The sequence below is a fragment of the Bacillus cereus group sp. MG9 genome (assembly GCF_040459995.1).
GTDB lineage: Bacteria > Bacillota > Bacilli > Bacillales > Bacillaceae_G > Bacillus_A > Bacillus_A mycoides.
The window spans coordinates 3,017,990-3,037,861 of record NZ_JARVHC010000001.1; the positions used below are offsets into that span (position 1 = coordinate 3,017,990).

Below are 19,872 nucleotides of genomic sequence, written 5' to 3' on the forward strand. Positions count from 1 at the left end.
TGCCTAACGAAATCTATTACTATGCAATAAGACCGAATAGTTGATTGATTAACTTGATTTGTTTTTTGACAGACTTCTTTCCTTGCAAAGTTTGTCCTTTTTCCCTTAAGTAAAAGTCAATGGTATTCCCATTTGAATCGAATACACCACACATATAAATCCACTGCCCTTTGACTTTAATATAGGTCTTATCCCAAGAATTATGTATCATTTTTAATTCTCACACTATAATCATTATTGTTTCTATTATACTGATACTTTTTCAGGCTCATTTAACTTCTGCATAAAGATACGTGCTGCAAAACTTAAAAATTTATCATCAAAGTGAATAAGATTAATATCCTGACTTGGTGTCGGATCAGTAATACGAACCATGCTCAAATTATCATTATTAACAAAGTCAACCAGTGAAAGAGGTATTATGGCAACCCCATGTCCATTGTATACAAGGCTCAATAGAGAAATAGAAGATTTTGTTTCTATGTTTGCTTCAGATAAAGATAACCCTAAACTCTCAGAATATATCTTAATAGATTCACGACAACTACATGAAACCATTATTCTACTGAGCCCTGCTAATTCTCGAAAAGAAACAAATGATTTTTCATTCAAAGGATGGTTTTTTGGAATTACAAGGACGAGCTCTTCGCTATACAAAAGGGTGCTTGTTAATGTGTCTGGAATTTGAGCACTACGTGTGATCCCTAAATCAATATTTTTGTCAACGATTTGATTTACAGCAACTTCGGACTCTATAATTTTTACTACGATGTTGGGATAATGTTGTTGAAACTTCATAATATAAGGTGTTAAATAAGTGAGATCCTCTAATAAACCTCCTATAGTAATCACACCTCTTTTTACACCCTTTAATTCAAAAATTTCATTATAAACGTCATCAAATTGTTGCATGATAAATTTTCCTTTATCAAATAGCAGCTTACCCGCTTCAGTCATTTTGATCCCTCTTCCAACTCGATGAAACAAGGGTGTATCAAGTTCACCTTCTAAAACACGTATTTGTTGACTTAAAGTCGGCTGTGAAATACCTAGAACTTCCGCAGCTTTAGTAAAACTATTATTATTACAAACTTGAATAAAATACTCTAAATGACGTAATTCCATTCTTGATACCCACTCTCCGCTTTATGAAAGATTTATAATGAAAAGGATGATATGTATACGTTATACATAACAACTATCTTTCCTACTATATCAATTGCAATTACATGATTTATTCATTTTGTATTACAATAAATTTACTACCATTTATTAATTTTTCCTCCTATTTATTTAACTTATATTTAATTAGGATATTACTAAACAGAAATAATCTCCAAAAACTCACAATTCCTGTGCGTAATATCCTAACTTTTTCAACTGTTCAATTATCATTTTTTCTCCATATAGTCCAAACTACCAAATATTTGCCGAATCCCCTCTTTATGCTGAAGGAAAATAGTATCCATTAATTCACTACCTTCTAAAATAATTGACGCATACGTGACACGGCGGTCTTTAGGACATGGTTTTCACCTCTTCTTTTCCAACCTATCCACTACATACGTGATACTACTACTTGCAGGTAATATTTTGTCTCCAATTTTTTTATAGGCTGATTGCCTTTACTGTATAGTAGCTCAAGCAATGCAAAATTAGTTGGATTAAGTCCATAAATTTTTATATCCTTTTCAATACGCTTAGTAATTGACTGTACTGCCCTTGATAATATAACAAATAACTTTAAAGATAAGCTCTCATCGTTAATCACGCTCATAATTACCAATCCTTTACAAGTTATCTTGAATTCGAGATTCATTATATTATCGTCTAAATATTATGTCAATAATCCTTTTTAGTTTTATTACACCACTTATAATTTATTTCTCAACATGAGACATATGGAATTAGAAGAAAACAATTGTTAATATATAAGTATCTCAATTACGTTATTTCTTTTAAAGAGAGCTTGTTTTCTAACGCAAGTTCTCTTTTGTCATATTCTAAATTGAATCCGGACAAATTTCAGATGATGAGTCTGCCCCTGTATATAATATGGTTTTAAAAAAAAGATTAGAGCCCTCCTACAAGAAGGAGAACTCTAATCTTTCATATAAATATTCACCATTTTTATCATTGCGGGGACATCAAAACTTTAACTTGATGGGGATATGGCACTACCTCAATTAATAAATATTACTAACCATATACCTATGGTTAATATCTATCATATTTTTTATAAACAGGATTAATGAGATTTAAAAAAAGATTTCTTTTTCTTTACTCGTAATAAATCACCTGTCCATCCTTTAACTCGCATATAAAAATACATACCACCTGTTGTGAAAATAATAAATAAGAGAGCGATTAAATAGCTATATTTCCATTCTAGTTCAGGCATATATTTAAAATTCATCCCCCACAATGCTCCTAAGGCCGTCAAAGGCGTACTTACAGCAGTTAATACAGTAAGGGCTTTCATAATTTCATTCCCACGATGAGAAGAAACAACTTCTTGTAAATGAATCATCGTGTCTAATTCTTCTTGGTACTCTTTAACAAGTTGTAATCCACGCTCTAATTTTACGTGTGTTTGTTTATAACAAAGGGTGTTTGTTATGTTTTCTAACCAAGCTTCTTTCAGGCCTTGTAACACTTCTTGTATTAAGCGAAACACATGTGTGTTCATAAATAATTCATGACGAATATGATAAATTCTTTCTAAAACTGCTATGTTATTATGATGATAAAAATCCCATAATACATTTCTAAAATGGTTTTCAAAATAGTCAACCTCTCGCAAATAGTGAGATATAAACATTGATAAGATGGCACATAATCCTTCAACGGAACTATTACAATTTTTTATACCCATAGGGAAATTATGTATTAATTCTTGAAAATCCTCTTCCTCTTTTTCCTGGACCGTTATCAATATTCCATGAGCTACGAAATAATGAAGAAATTTTTGAATTTTGGCGTCCTTTTTATCTTGATCATATAAAAACGAACCATATACACAAGTTTGACTTGGTGATAACGTATAAACATATAATCCATTTTCACAAGGAGAACTTATTTTCTTTACAAATTGAGAGAAATAAGATGTTAAATCACGAGGGATTATAGAAGAAAGTTTTTCAAGCTCACTAGTTTTCACATGATACCAATTCCATTTCGGCATTTTTATGCATTCCATATTATTCTTCCTTTCTGAATAGTTTTATGTTTGATCGAATAATATCCGTAATATGAAATTTGTATGTAGGTATTCATGTCTTGGAGGAAAAGTTTTTAGATCATCTAAATTACAAACTAAATGGCATAGGAGGTCTTCTTCTGTTACAAGGAAGCCCCCCTATATATTAGTTATTTGTATTCTCAATTTTAAACATTTCCTCTATACAAGCACTTTTTATCTTTTCTTATTTATATGTGGAAAAGAAGCCACATAATTTGGCCGTCTATTCAACGAACTCCATTTCGGTCGTTATTATAATTTGGATTCATATGCAGATTGATTGGTGATGTCGTCAAATACTTGACTTCCAATCATATAGTATCCATGAAGTGCAGCCTCTTTCGAAGCGTCTACCATACGGAAAGAAGAAATTTCACCTTGCATTTTTTCAATTCGTTTTTTGTGGATATCTACTATTCCTCCTGTCCAAATAATAGTGTCATACTGGTCTAACTTAAATTGTTCTTGTAATACACGCATAACGTCTTGGAAGTGTGTATCCAACTCTTTTTGAATCAAAGTATCAACCTGACTTGTCTGAGGATTTTCTTCTCGACCCCCATATCCTTTTTCTAATATTTTTGGCATGTCGTTAATATGCAAGTGATTACTTTCACCCGCATGATTCTGTAGGATATTCTTAATATTTTTCAAAGGCTTGCTACATCCTAGTTCCGTCTCATAATGATTTAAAATGACATTCTGTTTCATATCTGTCATTTCTAATGTACGAAATCCACCATCAATAATTAAGATACGATCTCGTTCCTGAATGATTCCCTCTTTTAAGAAATAGGCATGTAAAGCGACCGGTTGCTGAAGAATCAAAGCATTTTTCACCGTAATATTAATAAATTTCCCATCAATTTGCACGGAATTTTCTTTTTTTAATACATTTTGTAATTGCTCATGCTGACTACCAAAACAAGTGACGGGAAGCCCGGTAACAACTAAAGGTAACACGACATTTTCTTTATAATCCTTTGCAATGCAACCAAATATTTGTTGTTTAAACCGTTCGCTTTCATAATAATTTTCTATTTCTTCGTCAAATGGAGGAAGAAATGAAGCGTCAGATTGATGTGCTTCATTTCCCATGTAGTATGCAAAGTCTAAGTCTATAAAACTTACCTTTGTTAAATCTTCACTTTCAGCATGATTAGGTACAGGGGCTAGTGTGGAAGCTTCACTCTTGATCGTCATCTCAGAATCTACATCCTGTCGATATGCCCGCTTGGTAAAGCCAATTCCTACATCAATCGCATACAGAGATTTCATACTTTTTTCCTCACTTTCTCTTTTTAGACTTAAATCTAGGCACTCTCTTCTTTCCCTTCTTTCATATATTTCTTTTCATTTTTCGTTTTTTCCCCGTCTATGTCCTTACTATTTTGATTTATTTCGTAATCCTTTTCATCTTTTTTCTTTTTGTTATTTTCGTTTTCTGTTAAATCTTTAATGGTAGAAATGACAACTGGTGTGGCTGTAAGCAGTTGTGGTAATGTTTGTTTTGCAACATTAGCTGCAGTTACAGAGAATTGTTTACTTGTCTCAGTTACCTTCTCCAATGTTTCCTTTATGTTTCCTTCTTGTAGTTTGTCTTTTACGCTTTTTCCTTTTGTTTGTATAGCTTTCCGATTTTCTTTTTTTAATAGGGAGACCATGACTCCGGTCATAATCCCAATCACAGCATATTTAAATATTGTATGTTTCATTTTCCTCATCCTTCTCTACTTTTATTTTCTTCAATGCTACAGCCTAAAATATAGTCTATTTCAATCTTTTCTTGAAATAGGAAATTAGCATTACCTTACCTATTTATCAGATGTTGCAATCTATTAGAGGGAATGATAGTTTTGCGGCTGCCTATCACTCGCCATTGGTGTTTCAGCTGTTACTAGGAGTAAAATTCTCCCTTGATCTAGTTTTTCTTCATATAAGTTAGCTTCCTCCTTCGACAACCCCATTTCTTCCATTTGATTTCGGAGTTCGTCCCCTTTTTTGGAGAAAAAGTTGATAATACTTGTGCCCAATCCTTGTTCTTTTACTCCAATCGTATTTGTGTTTGTATCATCCGCAATCCTTTTTGTTAGATGTTTTTCATGTGCTAAGACATAAATGTCATCTTGGCGAATCCCTTGCAATTCTAGCTCTTTTACTTTCATAACTACTTCCTGTTCATTTTGATATTCATGAACCACCGGTTTTCTTTCATTCTTATGCATGGTATCTTTCCTCCTTTAGATTTTTTATTTAGTTGTTATGTAATATGTAATACACCTATTTTAAAGATGTTAAACCTAAATTTTCAAAAAACTTAATACAATAGATTATTAATGTTTTTGAATATCAAAGCGATGTCACGAGAACTTTGCTTTAATAAAAGTGTTACAAATAACGATTTGTTTGGAAGGCAAGCCCCTTATTTTATAGAAAATTTCTATTTAGAAAAAGTTACAAAAGGAGTACAAGATATTTTTTTCGTTAATTAAATCAAAGGAAAATATAAAAACACTCCTTTTCAAAGAGTGCTTTTAAAAAACATATAACCTAATAAAAATGTTTCTATTTTGATTACAGAAAGAACGTCTTTATTAAAACATACGATTGCTAATTTAATTGCGATCTTCCTTGCACCCAAGCAGCAATATCATTTATAACATACTCAGGTATATTAGCAGGACTATAATATTCATCCGGCTTACTTATTTCCCCATCACCCTCTGTAAAGAAATGATTTAACTTTGGATATAGTCGATAATCAACGTTATCTCGTTCTTTTAATTGTTCTTTCCAAAGAGGAATTTCGATTTTTGATTGAACTTGATAGTCTCTTTCTCCTTGAATAATAAGAAGCGGTGTCTTTTGTTCTTTTGACATTTCTGCTGCTTTAATTTTCCGGATAGAATCCCAAAATACTGCTGATCCTAAGTAAAAATCTTTTGGGGGATTCTGACTAGAGAAATTGGGATCATTTAATAATTCAAATTGCGATTTGTAGAATTTATATTCCTCTAGGTTCATTGCTCCAATAGAAAAAAGGTACTCAAATTGATCTAAAACAACGTCTTGGATCGTACGAGCTGGCCCTCCCATTACAATTGCCCCAGCAATATTTTGATTTTGGTCTTTTTCAATCATTTTCGGAAGCATCATTCCACCTTGACTATGACCCAGAATATAAATTTGATTCTTATCTATTAGAGGCTCATTTTTAAGAAATTGAGTTACAAGAAGAGCATCATCTGTTGTCTCTTTATCAACTGTATAAAAGGGACTGAATTGTGTTTTCAACCCATGTTCATATGTTCGTTTATTATAGCGAAGGACAGCAATTCCCTTCGATGCAAGACCTTCAGCTAAATCGCGAAATGGTTTTAAAGCAAACGCTGTTTCATCCTGATCAGTTGCTCCAGATCCTTGAACAAGAATAACCGCTGGGAAAGGACCCTTTCCTTTTGGAACAGACAATGTTCCTGGTAATGGAAATGCACCACTTCCAACTACCACTTCTTTATCAACAAATGATTCAGGCTTACTATATGATGGACGCTCTGCAACAGGACTAAACGACATGCTGAGTTGAAAATCGTCTATTTTTCCAGATGGATCTAGTTTTATTAGTAAAGGTACAGTCATTTGTTCAAAAACTAATTGAATCTCCACATTTGTATGAACAGGATTTGTCTCTTTTTGTGTAACCTCTCCAATTTCTATAAAAGAACCTGCTTGTAATTGAACTGGCAGTCCCTCCCAATAGCTCTTCAACCATTCTTTGGATATTATTTTCTGTAATGACCTTGAGGTTAAATCAAATGCAGATTTATAATCTTCACTATTCATATGGCGAATAAATGAAAGAGTAGTAGATATAATAGGATTTTCATCATCACTATTGTCTACTTTTTTTATAGTTGTGTTTGCTTCCTTTAATTTCGAAATAAATTGGTGGTTAAACAGATAATTATATGTATCAGGATATAAGCTTGTTTTCAATACTTCCGTATTCCGTCCCTCATACAAACTTGAAGAACTCGTAAAATTTTCAGGTGAAATTACTTCCTCCGCATATGAGACTGAGGGAATTGTTATTGTACAAATTGCACTGACAAGTAATAACTTATTACTTATTCTTCTTTTCTTACCCATAATTATTGATTCTCCTTTCAAAATTAAAAATTTCTAATACAGTATGCCAATTATAAGGAAAATAAAAATTATCAAAGAGATTAATAATCTATTTTACGATCCCCCTCTCAAGTTAAAAAGCTATCATTAACAAACTTCAATAAAAAATGCCTTCCCCCTCTTTTTTTATCGTTGGATTTTCCAATGACCTAGAAGCACAGCGCTGAATTACATGTAACTGACCCATGGGATTCTCTATTCCAAAAGAAAAAAGCACCCCACTAGATGCTTTCTTTAATTGTTCTCACTATAATTTATTTAGATAATTCTCCTATTACTGTAAGATAAATTTATTCTAGTTCCTAAATCCCACTTATTTCTTAATTCACTCATACCAATATAACACCAAATAACCTACCATCAAAAAATAAAGAAAACAGGTTATTTAGCTATTCATTCCGTAAGCTTAATGCTCAAGTTAATCTTTTTTTCACACGGTTAAACTTTATTAAGAAAACCTTAAGGAATTTCCCTCTATATTTATAAGAATTTTTTTCTATACTGAATCATGTAAATGAACAAGAGGAGAAACGATCATGAAGAAATTTGTAATTTGCATACTAGGAATAGGCCTCCCTATATACTTACTACCTTTCATATTACGTGGAGATTTAGACAGATTTAATCCGATTGCTGAAGAAAAAAATGTATACGCTATTGCGGAGAGATATGACGTTCCAGATTACCATCATAAAGGAAGAGCTATGTACTCGCTAAAAGGTGTTGATGAATTAAGGAATGAGAAGGAATATAAAGTAGGAACGAACACTCCTAATGATTTTATAAGAAAAACTTACTTAAAAATTCATGTGAAAGGTAAGTATGTCTATTCCTACGACATTATTTCTGAAAAGGACATTCCGGAGAAAATAAGGGGACAATTGGAGATAGCAAATAAATAAAAGAGCCAATTCGTACGAGTTGGCTCTTTATTATCTCTCCCACCTACCGTTAGGCTATCTTCCTACACATGCTTGAGATGGGAGAATCCTTTCGGTAAATTTATTACATTCGCTATCATTGTTTTAATAACCATTCTTCAATTACTTTCACTGTTTCATCTTGTTGTGCTTTTGACGTAATTAAGCTCGCATTATCACCTTTTTGCTCACCATACATACCAAAATGAGCATGGTTTCCGCCTTTTATCATGTGCATAGTTGTATTCTTTGACATTAACTTTTTATTGTTCTCTATTTTTTCTACAGTTGCTAAAGCATCTACTTCCCCATAAATTGATAACATCGGAATTGATTTGGTAGAAAAATCATCTGCAGGATACGAACCTAAGAAAATGATCCCGTCTACCTTGTCTTCATGTTGAAAGGCATACTTAGAAATCATAGCTCCCCCCATTGAATGCCCCGCAACATACCATTTTTGAACTTCAGGATACTGTTCAATTACACTGTCTACCGCATTGATTCCAAGTATCGCTAAGTTTAATGGTAACTTAGGCATCACTACAAAATACCCATCTTTTGCAAGAGCTTCTCCTAAGTAACTATAAGCCTCAGCTTCTACTTTAGCTCCTTGATAAAAAATAACCCCTACTTTAGCATCTTTCGCTCCAAATACTATATTACCTTCATCTTTTTTATCATCTACTAACGACAAAGCCTCTTTCGTTTGTTTATAAGTAAACTGAGACCAAGTCAAAAACGTAATACTTCCTATAAGTAAAATACCTAGTAAAGAGTAAAGAACAATTTTCATCCACTTCTTCACATATATGCCCTCCCTAAGATGTGTATATTCTATATTCTATACTTTAAATTATCATTACTATACTTGTCGAATAATCTTAACTAATAAAGTGAAACTTTAATCAGTGGGGGTTTTGTTCATCCCCCACTGATTATTAGTTGAACCAATCGGGCTTTTACGGGCAGTTGATCCCCCACCTAACTTCTTTGCTTCCGCTGAATTTTGAGGTGGGGGTCTTACTGCCCGTTAATGCGGGATAAGTTTAGAAAAAATAATACAAGCCCTGAAATGCCGTTTTAACATAAATTCAATATATTATTTTAAAACGTAAGCTTCATAAGCTAAATAAAATTTTATAAAGAAAAAGCCGATTTCCTTATCGTATAGGAAATCGGCTTTTGGCTTAGTTATTGATTTAGTAATAAAAAATCACGATATGAAAATATTTTTATTTAATCACCTTTTTTTCAAATCTATATTACTTGAAAATTTCATCGAACGTTTTTTCAATTTTATCAGCATCCTTTGATATTGCTAAAAGGATATAATTATCTTTTGTTTTTAAGACACGTTTTTCTATTAAGAAATATTCTTCTGGAAGATAGTCTTTAAAACTTTTTGATTTTTTTTCAATTCTATTTGAAATTTTCTCTTTAATGCTTTCTACATTTTTCATATCTTTTATTTTAATCGCAGCAATTTCATCAGCTTTGATATTTGTAGGAGCAGTATATAGCACAAAACTTTCGACTTCATCAGCATTTATGTTATATAGCTTTTGAAGTTTTTTACTATCTCCTTCTTTCATTTCTTCTAAGTTAGTAACATGTTTAATTTTCTCCCCTATTTCTGTAGCTGAAAGGCTATTGACACTTTCTTTTTTTCCAAAACAACCACTTAAAGCTCCTAAGGTAATCGTACAAACAATAATAGTAATAACGAATTTTATATTAAAAGGTTTCAACAAATTTATCATTAGTTTAAATTCTCCTTTTCGTTTAGTTGGGTCAAACATTTAATTTGAACCAGGATTGTAACGATTTATATTTAATGAATACGGCCATTGACATAAATAATTTAAAGACGAGGATACTGCTCGTTATAGATAGGATATACATTAAATATAATCAATTCATTTATTCAGATAAATCATTTACGGATGCATCTTCAAAGAAAGTATTTCCATTATAAAGCACTAACATATCATTGATTTTATTTTTCTGTACCAACATTTTTAGACTATCTGTATAGTACCTAAGGTCGACTATATGGATTTCACTAAAATGCGGTAGTAAAAAAGGCAATAAAGAATTTGCATAAGAATCTTTAACAACTAATAATTTTTTCCCATTCGTATTATCAGTTTTTATTTTTATTAATGGATGATTCCCATTGAAAAATACAGTATATTTATCTTTTTTCTTAATGTTCTCCATTTCATAAAGCGATGTTGACGTTTTGCTTTCATCTATATACTCTACTTTATATTTGGTAGCTTTCTTTTGTTGATATAATTCAATACTATCAGGATCTATATTTTTAAAGCCTGCTTTTGAATATAGGGATCCATAAAAGCTATTTGTAATTTGTTTAATGTTGAATGAACCATCTTTATTAGGAGTAAAATTCATATTTTCACCTAGCTTTTGATAGGCATAATATGCACCTTTAGTAGTCCAATGATGATCAGTTTTATAATATATATATTCATCCTTTTTAGAGCTCAATACAGGATATACATCAATAAAGTTTATATCCTTATCTAAAGATTTTTTTACTTTATTAATATACGTAAGCTCATCACTATGAGAAACATAGTTTGGGAGTTTATTTTCTAAAATACTAGTTGCTGTAGGTACTAACATGACTTGCATTTTCACATTAGGATTTGCAAGATGAAAATCATTTATTGCTTCTATTTTGCTATTTACATCTTGTTCTTCAGGCTTACTAAACTTTTGAAGTAAAAAGCCATCTTTACCGATATACACACCATTATTCTCTTTCTTTCCTAGTGTGTAGTCCATATCAGATTTCACGTTTATCCAAAAGTCCCTGAATGCAAACTGATCAGAAATATATTTTTCGTAGCTAGAAGTGAACTTTTTTTCTATAAGATTTTGGAAAGAGAACGCCGGAAACTGTTCTAGCTTTCTATTCTCTTCATCTGAAAATGTTTTATTGGGAGTTAGTAAATTTACACTGAACATTCCCCCTATAAAGAGTGTCAATAACCCTGCCAATGTGTGTTTGTATATTTTTTCATACTGATTCAAGTAACTCACCCCTTTCAAACAAATACGATATCATTAAAACCTAAAGTATAAGAATGGATTATATGTGTCATTCACTAAATACGCCGTTGAAAGAACTGCTAGTATGACATACAAAACTGGAATGCCAATAGCACCTAGTAACTTCAGCTTTTCTCTAACATATACAATTGCCCTTTTTGGGAATGGTGTTGAACAACATGCAAGGACAATAAATAGTATAAAATTAGTTGTTAAATAATATAGAGTTTTATTATCCAAGAAAACGGATTGATTAAAGCCAAACATTGTTCCTATGAAATTCATTGCTACTGATAAGTTTTCAAATTCAAAAAATACCCATCCAATTAAAACAATGATAAGTGTATACACATGTCCGATAAAGCTCATTCTATTTTTAAGCCATTTTAAAAGAAATAGCTTTTCTAGTGTTACAAATAATCCAAAATACAATCCCCAAACAATAAAATTCCAGTTTGCTCCATGCCACAATCCTGTTAAGAACCAAACTATAAGTAAATTTCTAAGTTGCTTGATTAATCCAGTCCGATTTCCGCCGAAAGGAATATATACATACTCTCTAAACCATGAGCCTAACGATATGTGCCATCTACGCCAAAACTCAGTTACACTTTTTGATATATAGGGATAATTAAAGTTTTCTGGAAAATCAAACCCAAACATTTTGCCTAACCCTTGAGCCATAGCTGAATATCCTCTAAAGTCAAAATATATTTGGAAAGCAAAAGCAATAATCCCAATCCATGCTGTAAGGATCGTAAGTTCTGATATAGAAGTTGTTTTTACACTTGTCCAAAGAAGTCCTATATTATTAGCTAAAAGTACTTTTAACGCAAGGCCTCTAATAAACAATTCCATTCCTTCACCAAAACGATCAAATGTTACTTTTCTTTCTTGTAATTGTTTGTCAATATCACTGTATTTTACAATAGGTCCTGCAACAAGTTGAGGAAACATCGTAACATAAGTACCAAAAGAAATAATATTTTTTTGCGCTTGTACTTTCCCTAAATAAACATCAATCACATAAGACATCGTTTGGAAAGTATAGAATGAGATTCCCACCGGAAGAGGAAGCGTTTCGACCTGAATATTTAAATTGAAAAGAGTATTGATATTCTCTATTACGAAACCATAATATTTGAAGAATCCCAGTATTCCTAAATTTATTATTATGGAATTAATAAATATCGCTTTTGTAATCCCCTTTCTATCTCTATATTTATCTATAAGCACGCCATTAACATAGTCAAATATAGTAGAGAATATCATAATAACTATATAAACAGGCTCACCCCATGCATAAAAAATGAGACTGACGATAAATAATATAAAATTTCGAAGAACTTTAGGTGATACGTAATAAATAATAAGAGCTAATGGTAAGAACACGAAAAGAAAAGTTAAACTACTGAACACCATTGTTCTTTCACCTCCTACAATTATTTTTTCTTAAAAATTTACAGTCCTTACATAAGAACTGTAAATTTCAAATATAGATACTACTTAACAGAACCTTTCAATTGTTCAAGTAGCATCTTGTAATAATCAGCTTTAAAATGCACACCATCTTGATCATGTAAATCTTTGTTTTTTTCAAAGATTGGAGATAAATCGATGTACTCTGCTTTCTCAGCTTTTGCTAATTCTTTAAGTTTCTCGTTATATTCATCAATATGTTTATATTGTGGGTGTTCTTGTAATACCTTATCTGCAACTGGTGTAACAGATAAAAGGTGTATGCTTACATTTGGAAGTTTTTCTTTTATTTTTTGTATTAATTTGGAATAATTATCTATTGAAAACTTAACTGGATTGTCGATAGGTTTCCCCTCGAGATCCATAGGCATCAGTAAATCATTCGTTCCAAAACTCATAAAAATATGTTCAGGTTTTGTTTCTATTACTTTGTTAACATCTTCCTCTATAGCGATTGCTGTAACTTTCCCCTTGTCAGCCATAATATTTTTATCTTCGATTAATTCTTGATCAATCATTCCTTCAGTAATGGAATCTCCAAAGAATAAACTATTTTTAAAAATAGGTTTATACGCACTATCTTTCGATATTTTTTCATGCGTAGCATTTTGAGTAACCTTATTTGATGGTTTTTCAGTCTCGTTATTTACACAGGCTGCGGAGGTCAATGCAACGGCCCCCGTAAGTAGACAAACACATACTTTCTTTAACATTTCTATCTTCCTCTCAAGTCATTATTTCGTAAGCGATGGTGTATATAGCAATGCTATTTTTGTTTTCAATGCGAACCTTTCGTTTACAAAATATAGATTAATCGTTACAGGTAAAGATACGATGCAGATTATATAGATATAATTTAAAGAATCAACAGTTTGAAAATTAGTTATTAAATAACTTAACAGAAGAATAATTTGATGCTCATATTTCTGAGATTGAATATGAAATTTGATTGAAGAAAATATATTTAATAACCCATGAAATGGTTTATTAATGGTCGATTTCAAGGTAGGGAATATGTGTTGGTTTAAACAAAAAAGGAAGCGAATTATTGTAGCTAGCAATAGTTCACTTCCTTTTTGTATTAGCTATAAACATTAAACACATTAACAGTAATAACTTAATAATAAAAACGTTTTTGTTTATTTTAATTGATTTTTTAAATATTCTAACCAAATCGGGTAAAATTCAGATTTAAAATGGATGCCATCCTTAACATAGAGATCTGGATTATCTTTAAATATCGGAGACAAGTCGATAAAATTCACTTGTTCTTTCTTTGCTAACACTTTAAATCCTTCGTTAAAATCATTAATGTTTTTATAACGCTCTTCTTTTTGTGTACGTTCTGGTGTAACTGGTGTAATTGATAGGATATTTATTTTTGTATCAGGTAATTTTTCTTTTATTTTTTGAATCAGTTGAGAATATTGGGTTATTGCAGATTCTTTTGTTTCACTAAGATTACATAACCCAAGTAAAATAAATATATTTTTCGGTTTTTGATTAACTACTTGCTCTATATTTTTTTGAGCATCTCCAATTGATTTCCCTATACCACTTACAATGTTTTCTTCGTCTAATATATCAATATCATGAAGTCCATCTGTAATGGAATCCCCTAAAAATACACTTGATTTAAAAATAGATTTAAATGTCGAAGTATCTATATTAGACGAAGAGATGTGTTCTTTTTCAAAAGTGGTAGAAGAAGAGTCTATTTTAGAGACTGGACTAGTAATATCTCTCTGACTATCTGGATTTCCGCAAGCTGATAAAGCGATGATACCTATCAATGGGATTGTAATTATTTTTTTAATCATATACAATTTCCTTCCTTACAGTGCTTTTATTAGTAAAATTAGATAACATTTTTACTGATAAAAACCAATTTTTAAAGACAACCATGTATATACTATAAACGTTGATCTTTCTGGAAATTTAGACGAAAATGATCTGCATCATTGTATACACCAAATTCATACCCTTGCTCTTTATAAAATTTAATAATGTCAGGAAGTGCTTGTAATGTTTGCGCCTTTTCATGCATTAAAACAACTTCTACTTCTTCTGTTGTCTGTTTTTTTACATTTTCTATAATCTGAGTTGGATTATCTTTTAATTTCCAATCATTTGAGTCTACTGTCCAATCCCAAACTTTTATTGCTGCTTCTACAATTTGATTACGAATTTCCTCACCCTTTAATCCTGGTGCAGATCCATATGGTGGACGGACTAGTTTAGGAGTTGTGCCCGTAATATTATGGATAAGATCTAACGTTTCTTTCATCTCTGGTACAAATTGTCCCTTTTTGTATAGCTTATCACTATTATGTGTCATACTATGTGCACCAATATAATGTCCTTCTTTTACTGCTCGTTTTACATTTTCCTGAAAACCTGTATTTTGTAAATTACTACCTTGCATAAAAAATGTCGAAGCAACATTTTGCTCTTTTAGTACATCTAAAAATTTCCCAGTCAATTCGCTAGGACCGTCATCAAATGTTAAATAGACAACTTTTCCTACCGGTTTTCCATCAGGTCTTTTTTGTTTTGCTGGTGATGTTTCCTTTTTCTTTTCTTGTTGTTGCGTATTAACTTGTTTCATACTTTCATTAGCTACTCCCTTCGCTGGGATAGAGTGCCATTTTCCAATTAAAAAGAAAGTGAAAAAGGTCGTTGCTAAAACAACTCCTAGAGATATTATTACCTTAGTTAATCGACTTGTTTTTTTCTTACTTTGTGATTCTTTCATTATTTTTCGATCCTTTCCCTATTAATTTTCATATTCATTATTTATAAGGCTGAGCCTTTACTCGACTGAATCATTAGTTTCAACCGGTATCTACAATAAATAGATTAATAGAGACGGATAAAGATAAAATGCAGATAATGTCGAAATCAGTTAAAGAATAAAGTTAAGTTAATTCTTAAATTTGAAAACTGGATATACACCAAAAATAAAAAATGCTACTCTTCCTAATTAAGATTTAGAAAGAATAGTATTTTTCTATTTGCCTATTTTATTACATCGTAAAATAATTAATAATGCCATCCACAATTCCTTTTTGCGATTTTGCTTGGAATTCTTCTGAATTCATTCTTTTTTCATCACTCGCATTAGATGTAAACCCTAATTCTATTAGGATAGCCGGAGAAGGATTTTCTCGTAAGACAAGAAAATCACTGCCATGAACGCCTCTATCTCGGCTGTCTATATTTTGATCAAAAATAGCTTCTTGTACGATCTTAGCTAATTTTTTATCTTTCCTTTTATTAGATCCATAATGAGTTGTTATTCCTTTTACATTTGTATCCTCAAAAGCATCATGATGAATGCTAATATAAAGATCCGCCGCATGTTCTTTCACTACTTTGACACGCGCTTGCAATTCTTCCTTTTGTTTTGTTTCTGAAAGTAAACTCGCATCTTTTTCACGTGTTAATATAACTTTTGCATCCGTTCTTTCTTCTAATTCTTTCTTTATATTTTGTGCTACTTTTAAATTAAGCTCTTTTTCAATCGTTCCAAATTTCTTTCCTTTCGTCCCTCTATCTCCTCCACCATGCCCTGGATCAATTACAATTGTTTTTCCTCTTAATCGTAAATCCTCTTGTGATATATTTTTATGCCCCTTAGCATGTATGAAACTAACTCCTGTGCCCATTATTAATATTATAAATAAAAGCAATGTCGCTCTTTTTTTCATTTTAACAATCTCCTTATCAGCTTTTCATTCAGTTTCTAATGAAAATAGTAATGAATGCTGATAAAGATAAGATGCAGATAATGTCGATTTTGTTTAAAAATGATAAAAACGTGTAGAACGACAATTCTACACGTTTTTATTTAAATAGAAGAAAAATAATACTCCATCTTCTGTATTCGAAACACCATATTCCGCGCCATGCAGCTCTAATATATTTTTTGAAATAGCAAGGCCCAATCCTGTTCCGCCTTTGGAACGTTGACGAGACGTATCTCCTCGATAAAAACGATCCCATATTTTCTCTAAATGTTCTGGCGCGATATGAGCCCCTTTATTTTCTACACATACTTTTATACGTTCATTTTCTTCTAATGTAGAAATAATAATATTCTCATGTTCTGGTGTGTAACGAATCGCATTCGTAATAAAGTTAGTAACCACCTGTTCTATTCGATGTGGATTTGCAACTACCTCAATTTTAGAAAGTTGTTTATGGACATGTAATTGCTTAGCTGTTATATCCGAGGTTAATTGCTCACATATATAATCAATCATCTCATCAATATAGAAAACATCCATTTCCATTTTATACGTACCAGACTCGAATTTTGCTAACTCCAGCATATCAATAATGAGCATATCCATTTTATCTACTTCTTTTGACATTGCTTTAAAGTAATACTCCTTTTTATTACTAGCAACACCATCCTCCAAAATTGAAATACAGCTCTTCATAATACTTAAAGGTGTTTTTAACTCATGTGAAACACCAGCGATAAATTCTTTACGTGTATTTTCTAATTGCTTTTCTTTCTCTATATCTTGCTGCAATTGATTAATATACGAATGCAAAGCCTTAGAAAGTGTATTAATATTTTGTGATAAAGCACCTATTTCATCCTTTGTAGTAATAGGTATTGTCTCTGAGAAATCTAAACCAGCGATTTTTTTTGTAGTATCATTTATTTGTAATAGTGGTTTGGCAATTTTATTTGAATAATAGAACGATATCAAAACGATTAAAATCAAAACAAATATAATTAAATATACATAATAATCCTTTATCATTTGCACAGCTTCATCAACTGGCTGTAATGATGTCATAGCAAATATATAATTTACCTTACCATCTGCATCTATTGTTGGTTTGATTAATAGTTTATATTTAATATCATTTTCTTCATAATCCACTATTTCTGTAGAAGTAATATTATTTGGTTTTTGATTTAATATTAAATCAACCTGAAATTGTTTTATTCTATCTATTAACACACGATTTCCATAAATAGAGTTAGTTCCTACAGTACCCTCCGGTAACTGCACGTTCTTAATACTTCCTGCTAAATATAACTGTGAATTTCCTTTTGAAGATGCGACTTTTGGGCCATATAACCTCTCTGACAACTGCTTGTTCTCCAAACCAACATTCTTCTCTTTTATTGTTAACATCGCAGGGACTACTGCATCACCTTCCTGCACTCCATCGATAATAATATGATTCCCCTGTTCTAAACTATCTTTTATCCTTTGTATATCTTCTAAATTAACAAAACTATACAACGGTATCTGAATTAAACGTTCAGAAAAGGTCTTATTTTCGTTAGGATCTAACTGAATTTGTAAAGAAAAATCACTTGCATATTTTATATTCCCTACACTATCTAGCGTTGTAATCCATGTCGCATTATCTTGGTAGAAATTTCGTTCCAATTCTTGAATCCTTTTCGCGTCATCTCCAGCTTTTATATATGCCTTTTCAAAGGATTGAATATTCGTTTTAATATCATTAACTTTTCGATTCGAATAATATTGCTTAAAAAATATGGTTTGTCCAATAAAAATAGTCACTAAAATAAGTGTGCATAATGCCGTTGTTAATATAAATAACTTTAATACAATTCCTTTTTTCATACCTGTCCCTCAAATTTATAGCCAGTTCTAACAACGGTTACAATACAAGTCGCTTTTTGCCCTAATTTATGACGCAAATTACGGATATGACTATTAACAGTACGATCATCCCCAGCGAATTCATAACCCCAAATTTTAGTGATTAGTTGTTCTCTCGAAATTACAATCCCTTGATTTTGCATGAAATACGTTAATATTTCAAATTCTGTATGCGTCAGATTTATTTCTTCCTCATCTATATTTACTGTACGAGAAGGGAAATGTACATGGATACCACTACTAGTTAATGTGTCTTCCATAGATACATTAACAACAGTAGAAGTATATCGGCTTTCAATTAATCGTTTTGCTCTTGCCAATAAAATAGGAGGACTATATGGTTTTGTAACATAATCATCTGCTCCCAGTTCAAATCCGAGTAAGGTATCATCTTCATCCACCCGAGCCGTTAGCATAATAATAGGCACATTAGATTTCTTACGAATTCGCCGGCAGACCGCCCAACCATCTAATTCCGGTAACATAATGTCTAGAATAATTAAATGTACCTCATGTTCTTCAAATATAGATAATGCTTCTTTCCCATCAATCGCCTCTAAGACGTTATATCCTTCGTTTAGTAGGTAATCCTTCATTATTTCACGTAAAATATCTTCATCTTCTACAATTAAAATTGTTCTTTGCATATTTCATCTTCCCCACGATTAATTTTATTTTTATGAAGAAATAGTTCATTTTATATTTTAACCAATTAGAAATCTTTCACTATTTCTGTCACTACTAAATGCAACATAGTTATATCAAGATAACAGCATGCTGATATAAAGATAAAATGCAGAGATAACTGTAATTCTTCAGCAAATAATGAAACTCATCTTGAATCGAAAGATCCATACAAAAACGCCATCCTTTCTGTATATTTCTACAAACAGGATAGCGTTTTTTCATATTAAAGGTAGAATTATAAGGTAATATCAATTATACGTAATACTTAATATTTAATTGATATTAGAACTTATTACTTTATATTTATCTTCTTTTGCAACATCTATAATTGCATCAATTTTTTGTTGTTCATTATTCAGCTCATGTCCTTCGATCCAAACTTTATATCCTATTTCTCCCACTACTCCAACTTTAGTTATAACAACATCTAACTGTTTTTCTTTTTGAAAATATTCAATAGCAGTTGCCTTTGCTTTTTCTTGAGTTTTTGGAAATTCTTTGTCACTTAATGGATCTTTCGTTGTTAATGTAATGTAAGAGACAAAACCAATAATAATTAAAGTTATGGTAGAAAGTCCAACTAAAAATATTTTTTCATTCTTCTTCATCCTTGTCT

The 19,872-nt window shown here is 31.4% G+C and carries 20 protein-coding genes and 1 pseudogene; 2 read left to right on the plus strand and 19 right to left on the minus strand.

Annotated elements, in window-relative coordinates; genetic code table 11:
* Positions 1-19: 19 nt before the first annotated feature.
* The 7 genes and pseudogenes from QCI77_RS30945 to QCI77_RS15550 form a co-directional block, all read right to left on the minus strand.
* Positions 20-211 (minus strand): DDE-type integrase/transposase/recombinase, encoded by a 192-nt coding sequence (locus tag QCI77_RS30945; protein WP_431187148.1) that lies wholly within the window; start codon positions 209-211, stop codon positions 20-22.
* A gap of 35 nt (positions 212-246) precedes the next feature.
* Positions 247-1,125: a LysR family transcriptional regulator gene (locus QCI77_RS15525; RefSeq protein ID WP_044441733.1), complete on the minus strand. Its 879-nt coding sequence runs from the start codon at positions 1,123-1,125 to the stop codon at positions 247-249.
* 219 nt (positions 1,126-1,344) lie between these two features.
* A pseudogene (locus QCI77_RS15530) lies at positions 1,345-1,777 on the minus strand (MarR family winged helix-turn-helix transcriptional regulator).
* Between the two features lie 471 nt (positions 1,778-2,248).
* Positions 2,249-3,199 (minus strand): magnesium transporter CorA family protein, encoded by a 951-nt coding sequence (locus QCI77_RS15535; RefSeq protein ID WP_353825189.1) that lies wholly within the window; start codon positions 3,197-3,199, stop codon positions 2,249-2,251.
* A 294-nt stretch (positions 3,200-3,493) separates the two neighbouring features.
* Positions 3,494-4,519 (minus strand): ParM/StbA family protein, encoded by a 1,026-nt coding sequence (locus QCI77_RS15540; RefSeq protein ID WP_353825190.1) that lies wholly within the window; start codon positions 4,517-4,519, stop codon positions 3,494-3,496.
* A 35-nt stretch (positions 4,520-4,554) separates the two neighbouring features.
* Positions 4,555-4,956 carry a peptidase U61 gene (locus QCI77_RS15545; protein ID WP_353825191.1) on the minus strand — a complete coding sequence of 134 codons (402 nt, stop codon included), beginning with the start codon at positions 4,954-4,956 and terminating at the stop codon, positions 4,555-4,557.
* 123 nt (positions 4,957-5,079) lie between these two features.
* Complete coding sequence (locus QCI77_RS15550; protein WP_044441740.1) at positions 5,080-5,466, minus strand: YflT domain-containing protein; 387 nt, start codon at positions 5,464-5,466, stop codon at positions 5,080-5,082.
* A gap of 111 nt (positions 5,467-5,577) precedes the next feature.
* On the opposite strand from QCI77_RS15550, the gene QCI77_RS15555 reads away from it, so the two are divergent.
* Entirely contained in the window at positions 5,578-5,733 is a 156-nt protein-coding gene (locus QCI77_RS15555) for an acyl dehydratase (protein ID WP_088031541.1), read from the plus strand.
* A 118-nt stretch (positions 5,734-5,851) separates the two neighbouring features.
* On the opposite strand, the gene QCI77_RS15560 is transcribed toward QCI77_RS15555, so the two are convergent.
* A complete protein-coding gene (locus tag QCI77_RS15560) occupies positions 5,852-7,390 on the minus strand; it encodes an alpha/beta hydrolase (protein WP_002165492.1) in 1,539 nt (512 codons plus the stop codon).
* A 575-nt stretch (positions 7,391-7,965) separates the two neighbouring features.
* Between QCI77_RS15560 and QCI77_RS15565 the strand changes: the two genes are divergently transcribed.
* The gene (locus QCI77_RS15565; RefSeq protein ID WP_353825192.1) at positions 7,966-8,331 is read left to right on the plus strand and encodes a YxeA family protein; all 366 of its coding nucleotides are present in this window, start codon (positions 7,966-7,968) and stop codon (positions 8,329-8,331) included.
* A 115-nt stretch (positions 8,332-8,446) separates the two neighbouring features.
* Here the strand turns inward: QCI77_RS15565 and QCI77_RS15570 are convergent, their stop codons facing one another.
* From QCI77_RS15570 to QCI77_RS15620, 11 genes are all read right to left on the minus strand, one after another.
* Complete coding sequence (locus tag QCI77_RS15570) at positions 8,447-9,157, minus strand: alpha/beta hydrolase (RefSeq protein ID WP_353825193.1); 711 nt, start codon at positions 9,155-9,157, stop codon at positions 8,447-8,449.
* A 457-nt stretch (positions 9,158-9,614) separates the two neighbouring features.
* Positions 9,615-10,112 (minus strand): DUF4358 domain-containing protein, encoded by a 498-nt coding sequence (locus QCI77_RS15575; RefSeq protein WP_060752009.1) that lies wholly within the window; start codon positions 10,110-10,112, stop codon positions 9,615-9,617.
* A 160-nt stretch (positions 10,113-10,272) separates the two neighbouring features.
* Positions 10,273-11,412: a DHHW family protein gene (locus QCI77_RS15580; RefSeq protein ID WP_353825194.1), complete on the minus strand. Its 1,140-nt coding sequence runs from the start codon at positions 11,410-11,412 to the stop codon at positions 10,273-10,275.
* A 33-nt stretch (positions 11,413-11,445) separates the two neighbouring features.
* The gene (locus tag QCI77_RS15585; protein WP_353825195.1) at positions 11,446-12,852 is read right to left on the minus strand and encodes an MBOAT family O-acyltransferase; all 1,407 of its coding nucleotides are present in this window, start codon (positions 12,850-12,852) and stop codon (positions 11,446-11,448) included.
* An 80-nt stretch (positions 12,853-12,932) separates the two neighbouring features.
* Entirely contained in the window at positions 12,933-13,622 is a 690-nt protein-coding gene (locus tag QCI77_RS15590) for a GDSL-type esterase/lipase family protein (protein ID WP_353825196.1), read from the minus strand.
* Between the two features lie 426 nt (positions 13,623-14,048).
* A complete protein-coding gene (locus tag QCI77_RS15595; RefSeq protein ID WP_002137131.1) occupies positions 14,049-14,729 on the minus strand; it encodes a GDSL-type esterase/lipase family protein in 681 nt (226 codons plus the stop codon).
* Between the two features lie 92 nt (positions 14,730-14,821).
* Positions 14,822-15,664 carry a polysaccharide deacetylase family protein gene (locus QCI77_RS15600; protein ID WP_353825197.1) on the minus strand — a complete coding sequence of 281 codons (843 nt, stop codon included), beginning with the start codon at positions 15,662-15,664 and terminating at the stop codon, positions 14,822-14,824.
* Between the two features lie 271 nt (positions 15,665-15,935).
* The gene (locus tag QCI77_RS15605) at positions 15,936-16,619 is read right to left on the minus strand and encodes an N-acetylmuramoyl-L-alanine amidase family protein (protein ID WP_113735225.1); all 684 of its coding nucleotides are present in this window, start codon (positions 16,617-16,619) and stop codon (positions 15,936-15,938) included.
* Positions 16,620-16,745: 126 nt separating this feature from the next.
* The gene (locus QCI77_RS15610; RefSeq protein ID WP_353825198.1) at positions 16,746-18,530 is read right to left on the minus strand and encodes a sensor histidine kinase; all 1,785 of its coding nucleotides are present in this window, start codon (positions 18,528-18,530) and stop codon (positions 16,746-16,748) included.
* Positions 18,527-19,216: a response regulator transcription factor gene (locus tag QCI77_RS15615; RefSeq protein ID WP_353825199.1), complete on the minus strand. Its 690-nt coding sequence runs from the start codon at positions 19,214-19,216 to the stop codon at positions 18,527-18,529. Before QCI77_RS15615 ends, QCI77_RS15610 begins: the two co-directional genes overlap by 4 nt.
* A gap of 312 nt (positions 19,217-19,528) precedes the next feature.
* Entirely contained in the window at positions 19,529-19,864 is a 336-nt protein-coding gene (locus tag QCI77_RS15620) for a hypothetical protein (RefSeq protein WP_353825200.1), read from the minus strand.
* Between the last annotated feature and the right edge of the window lie 8 nt (positions 19,865-19,872).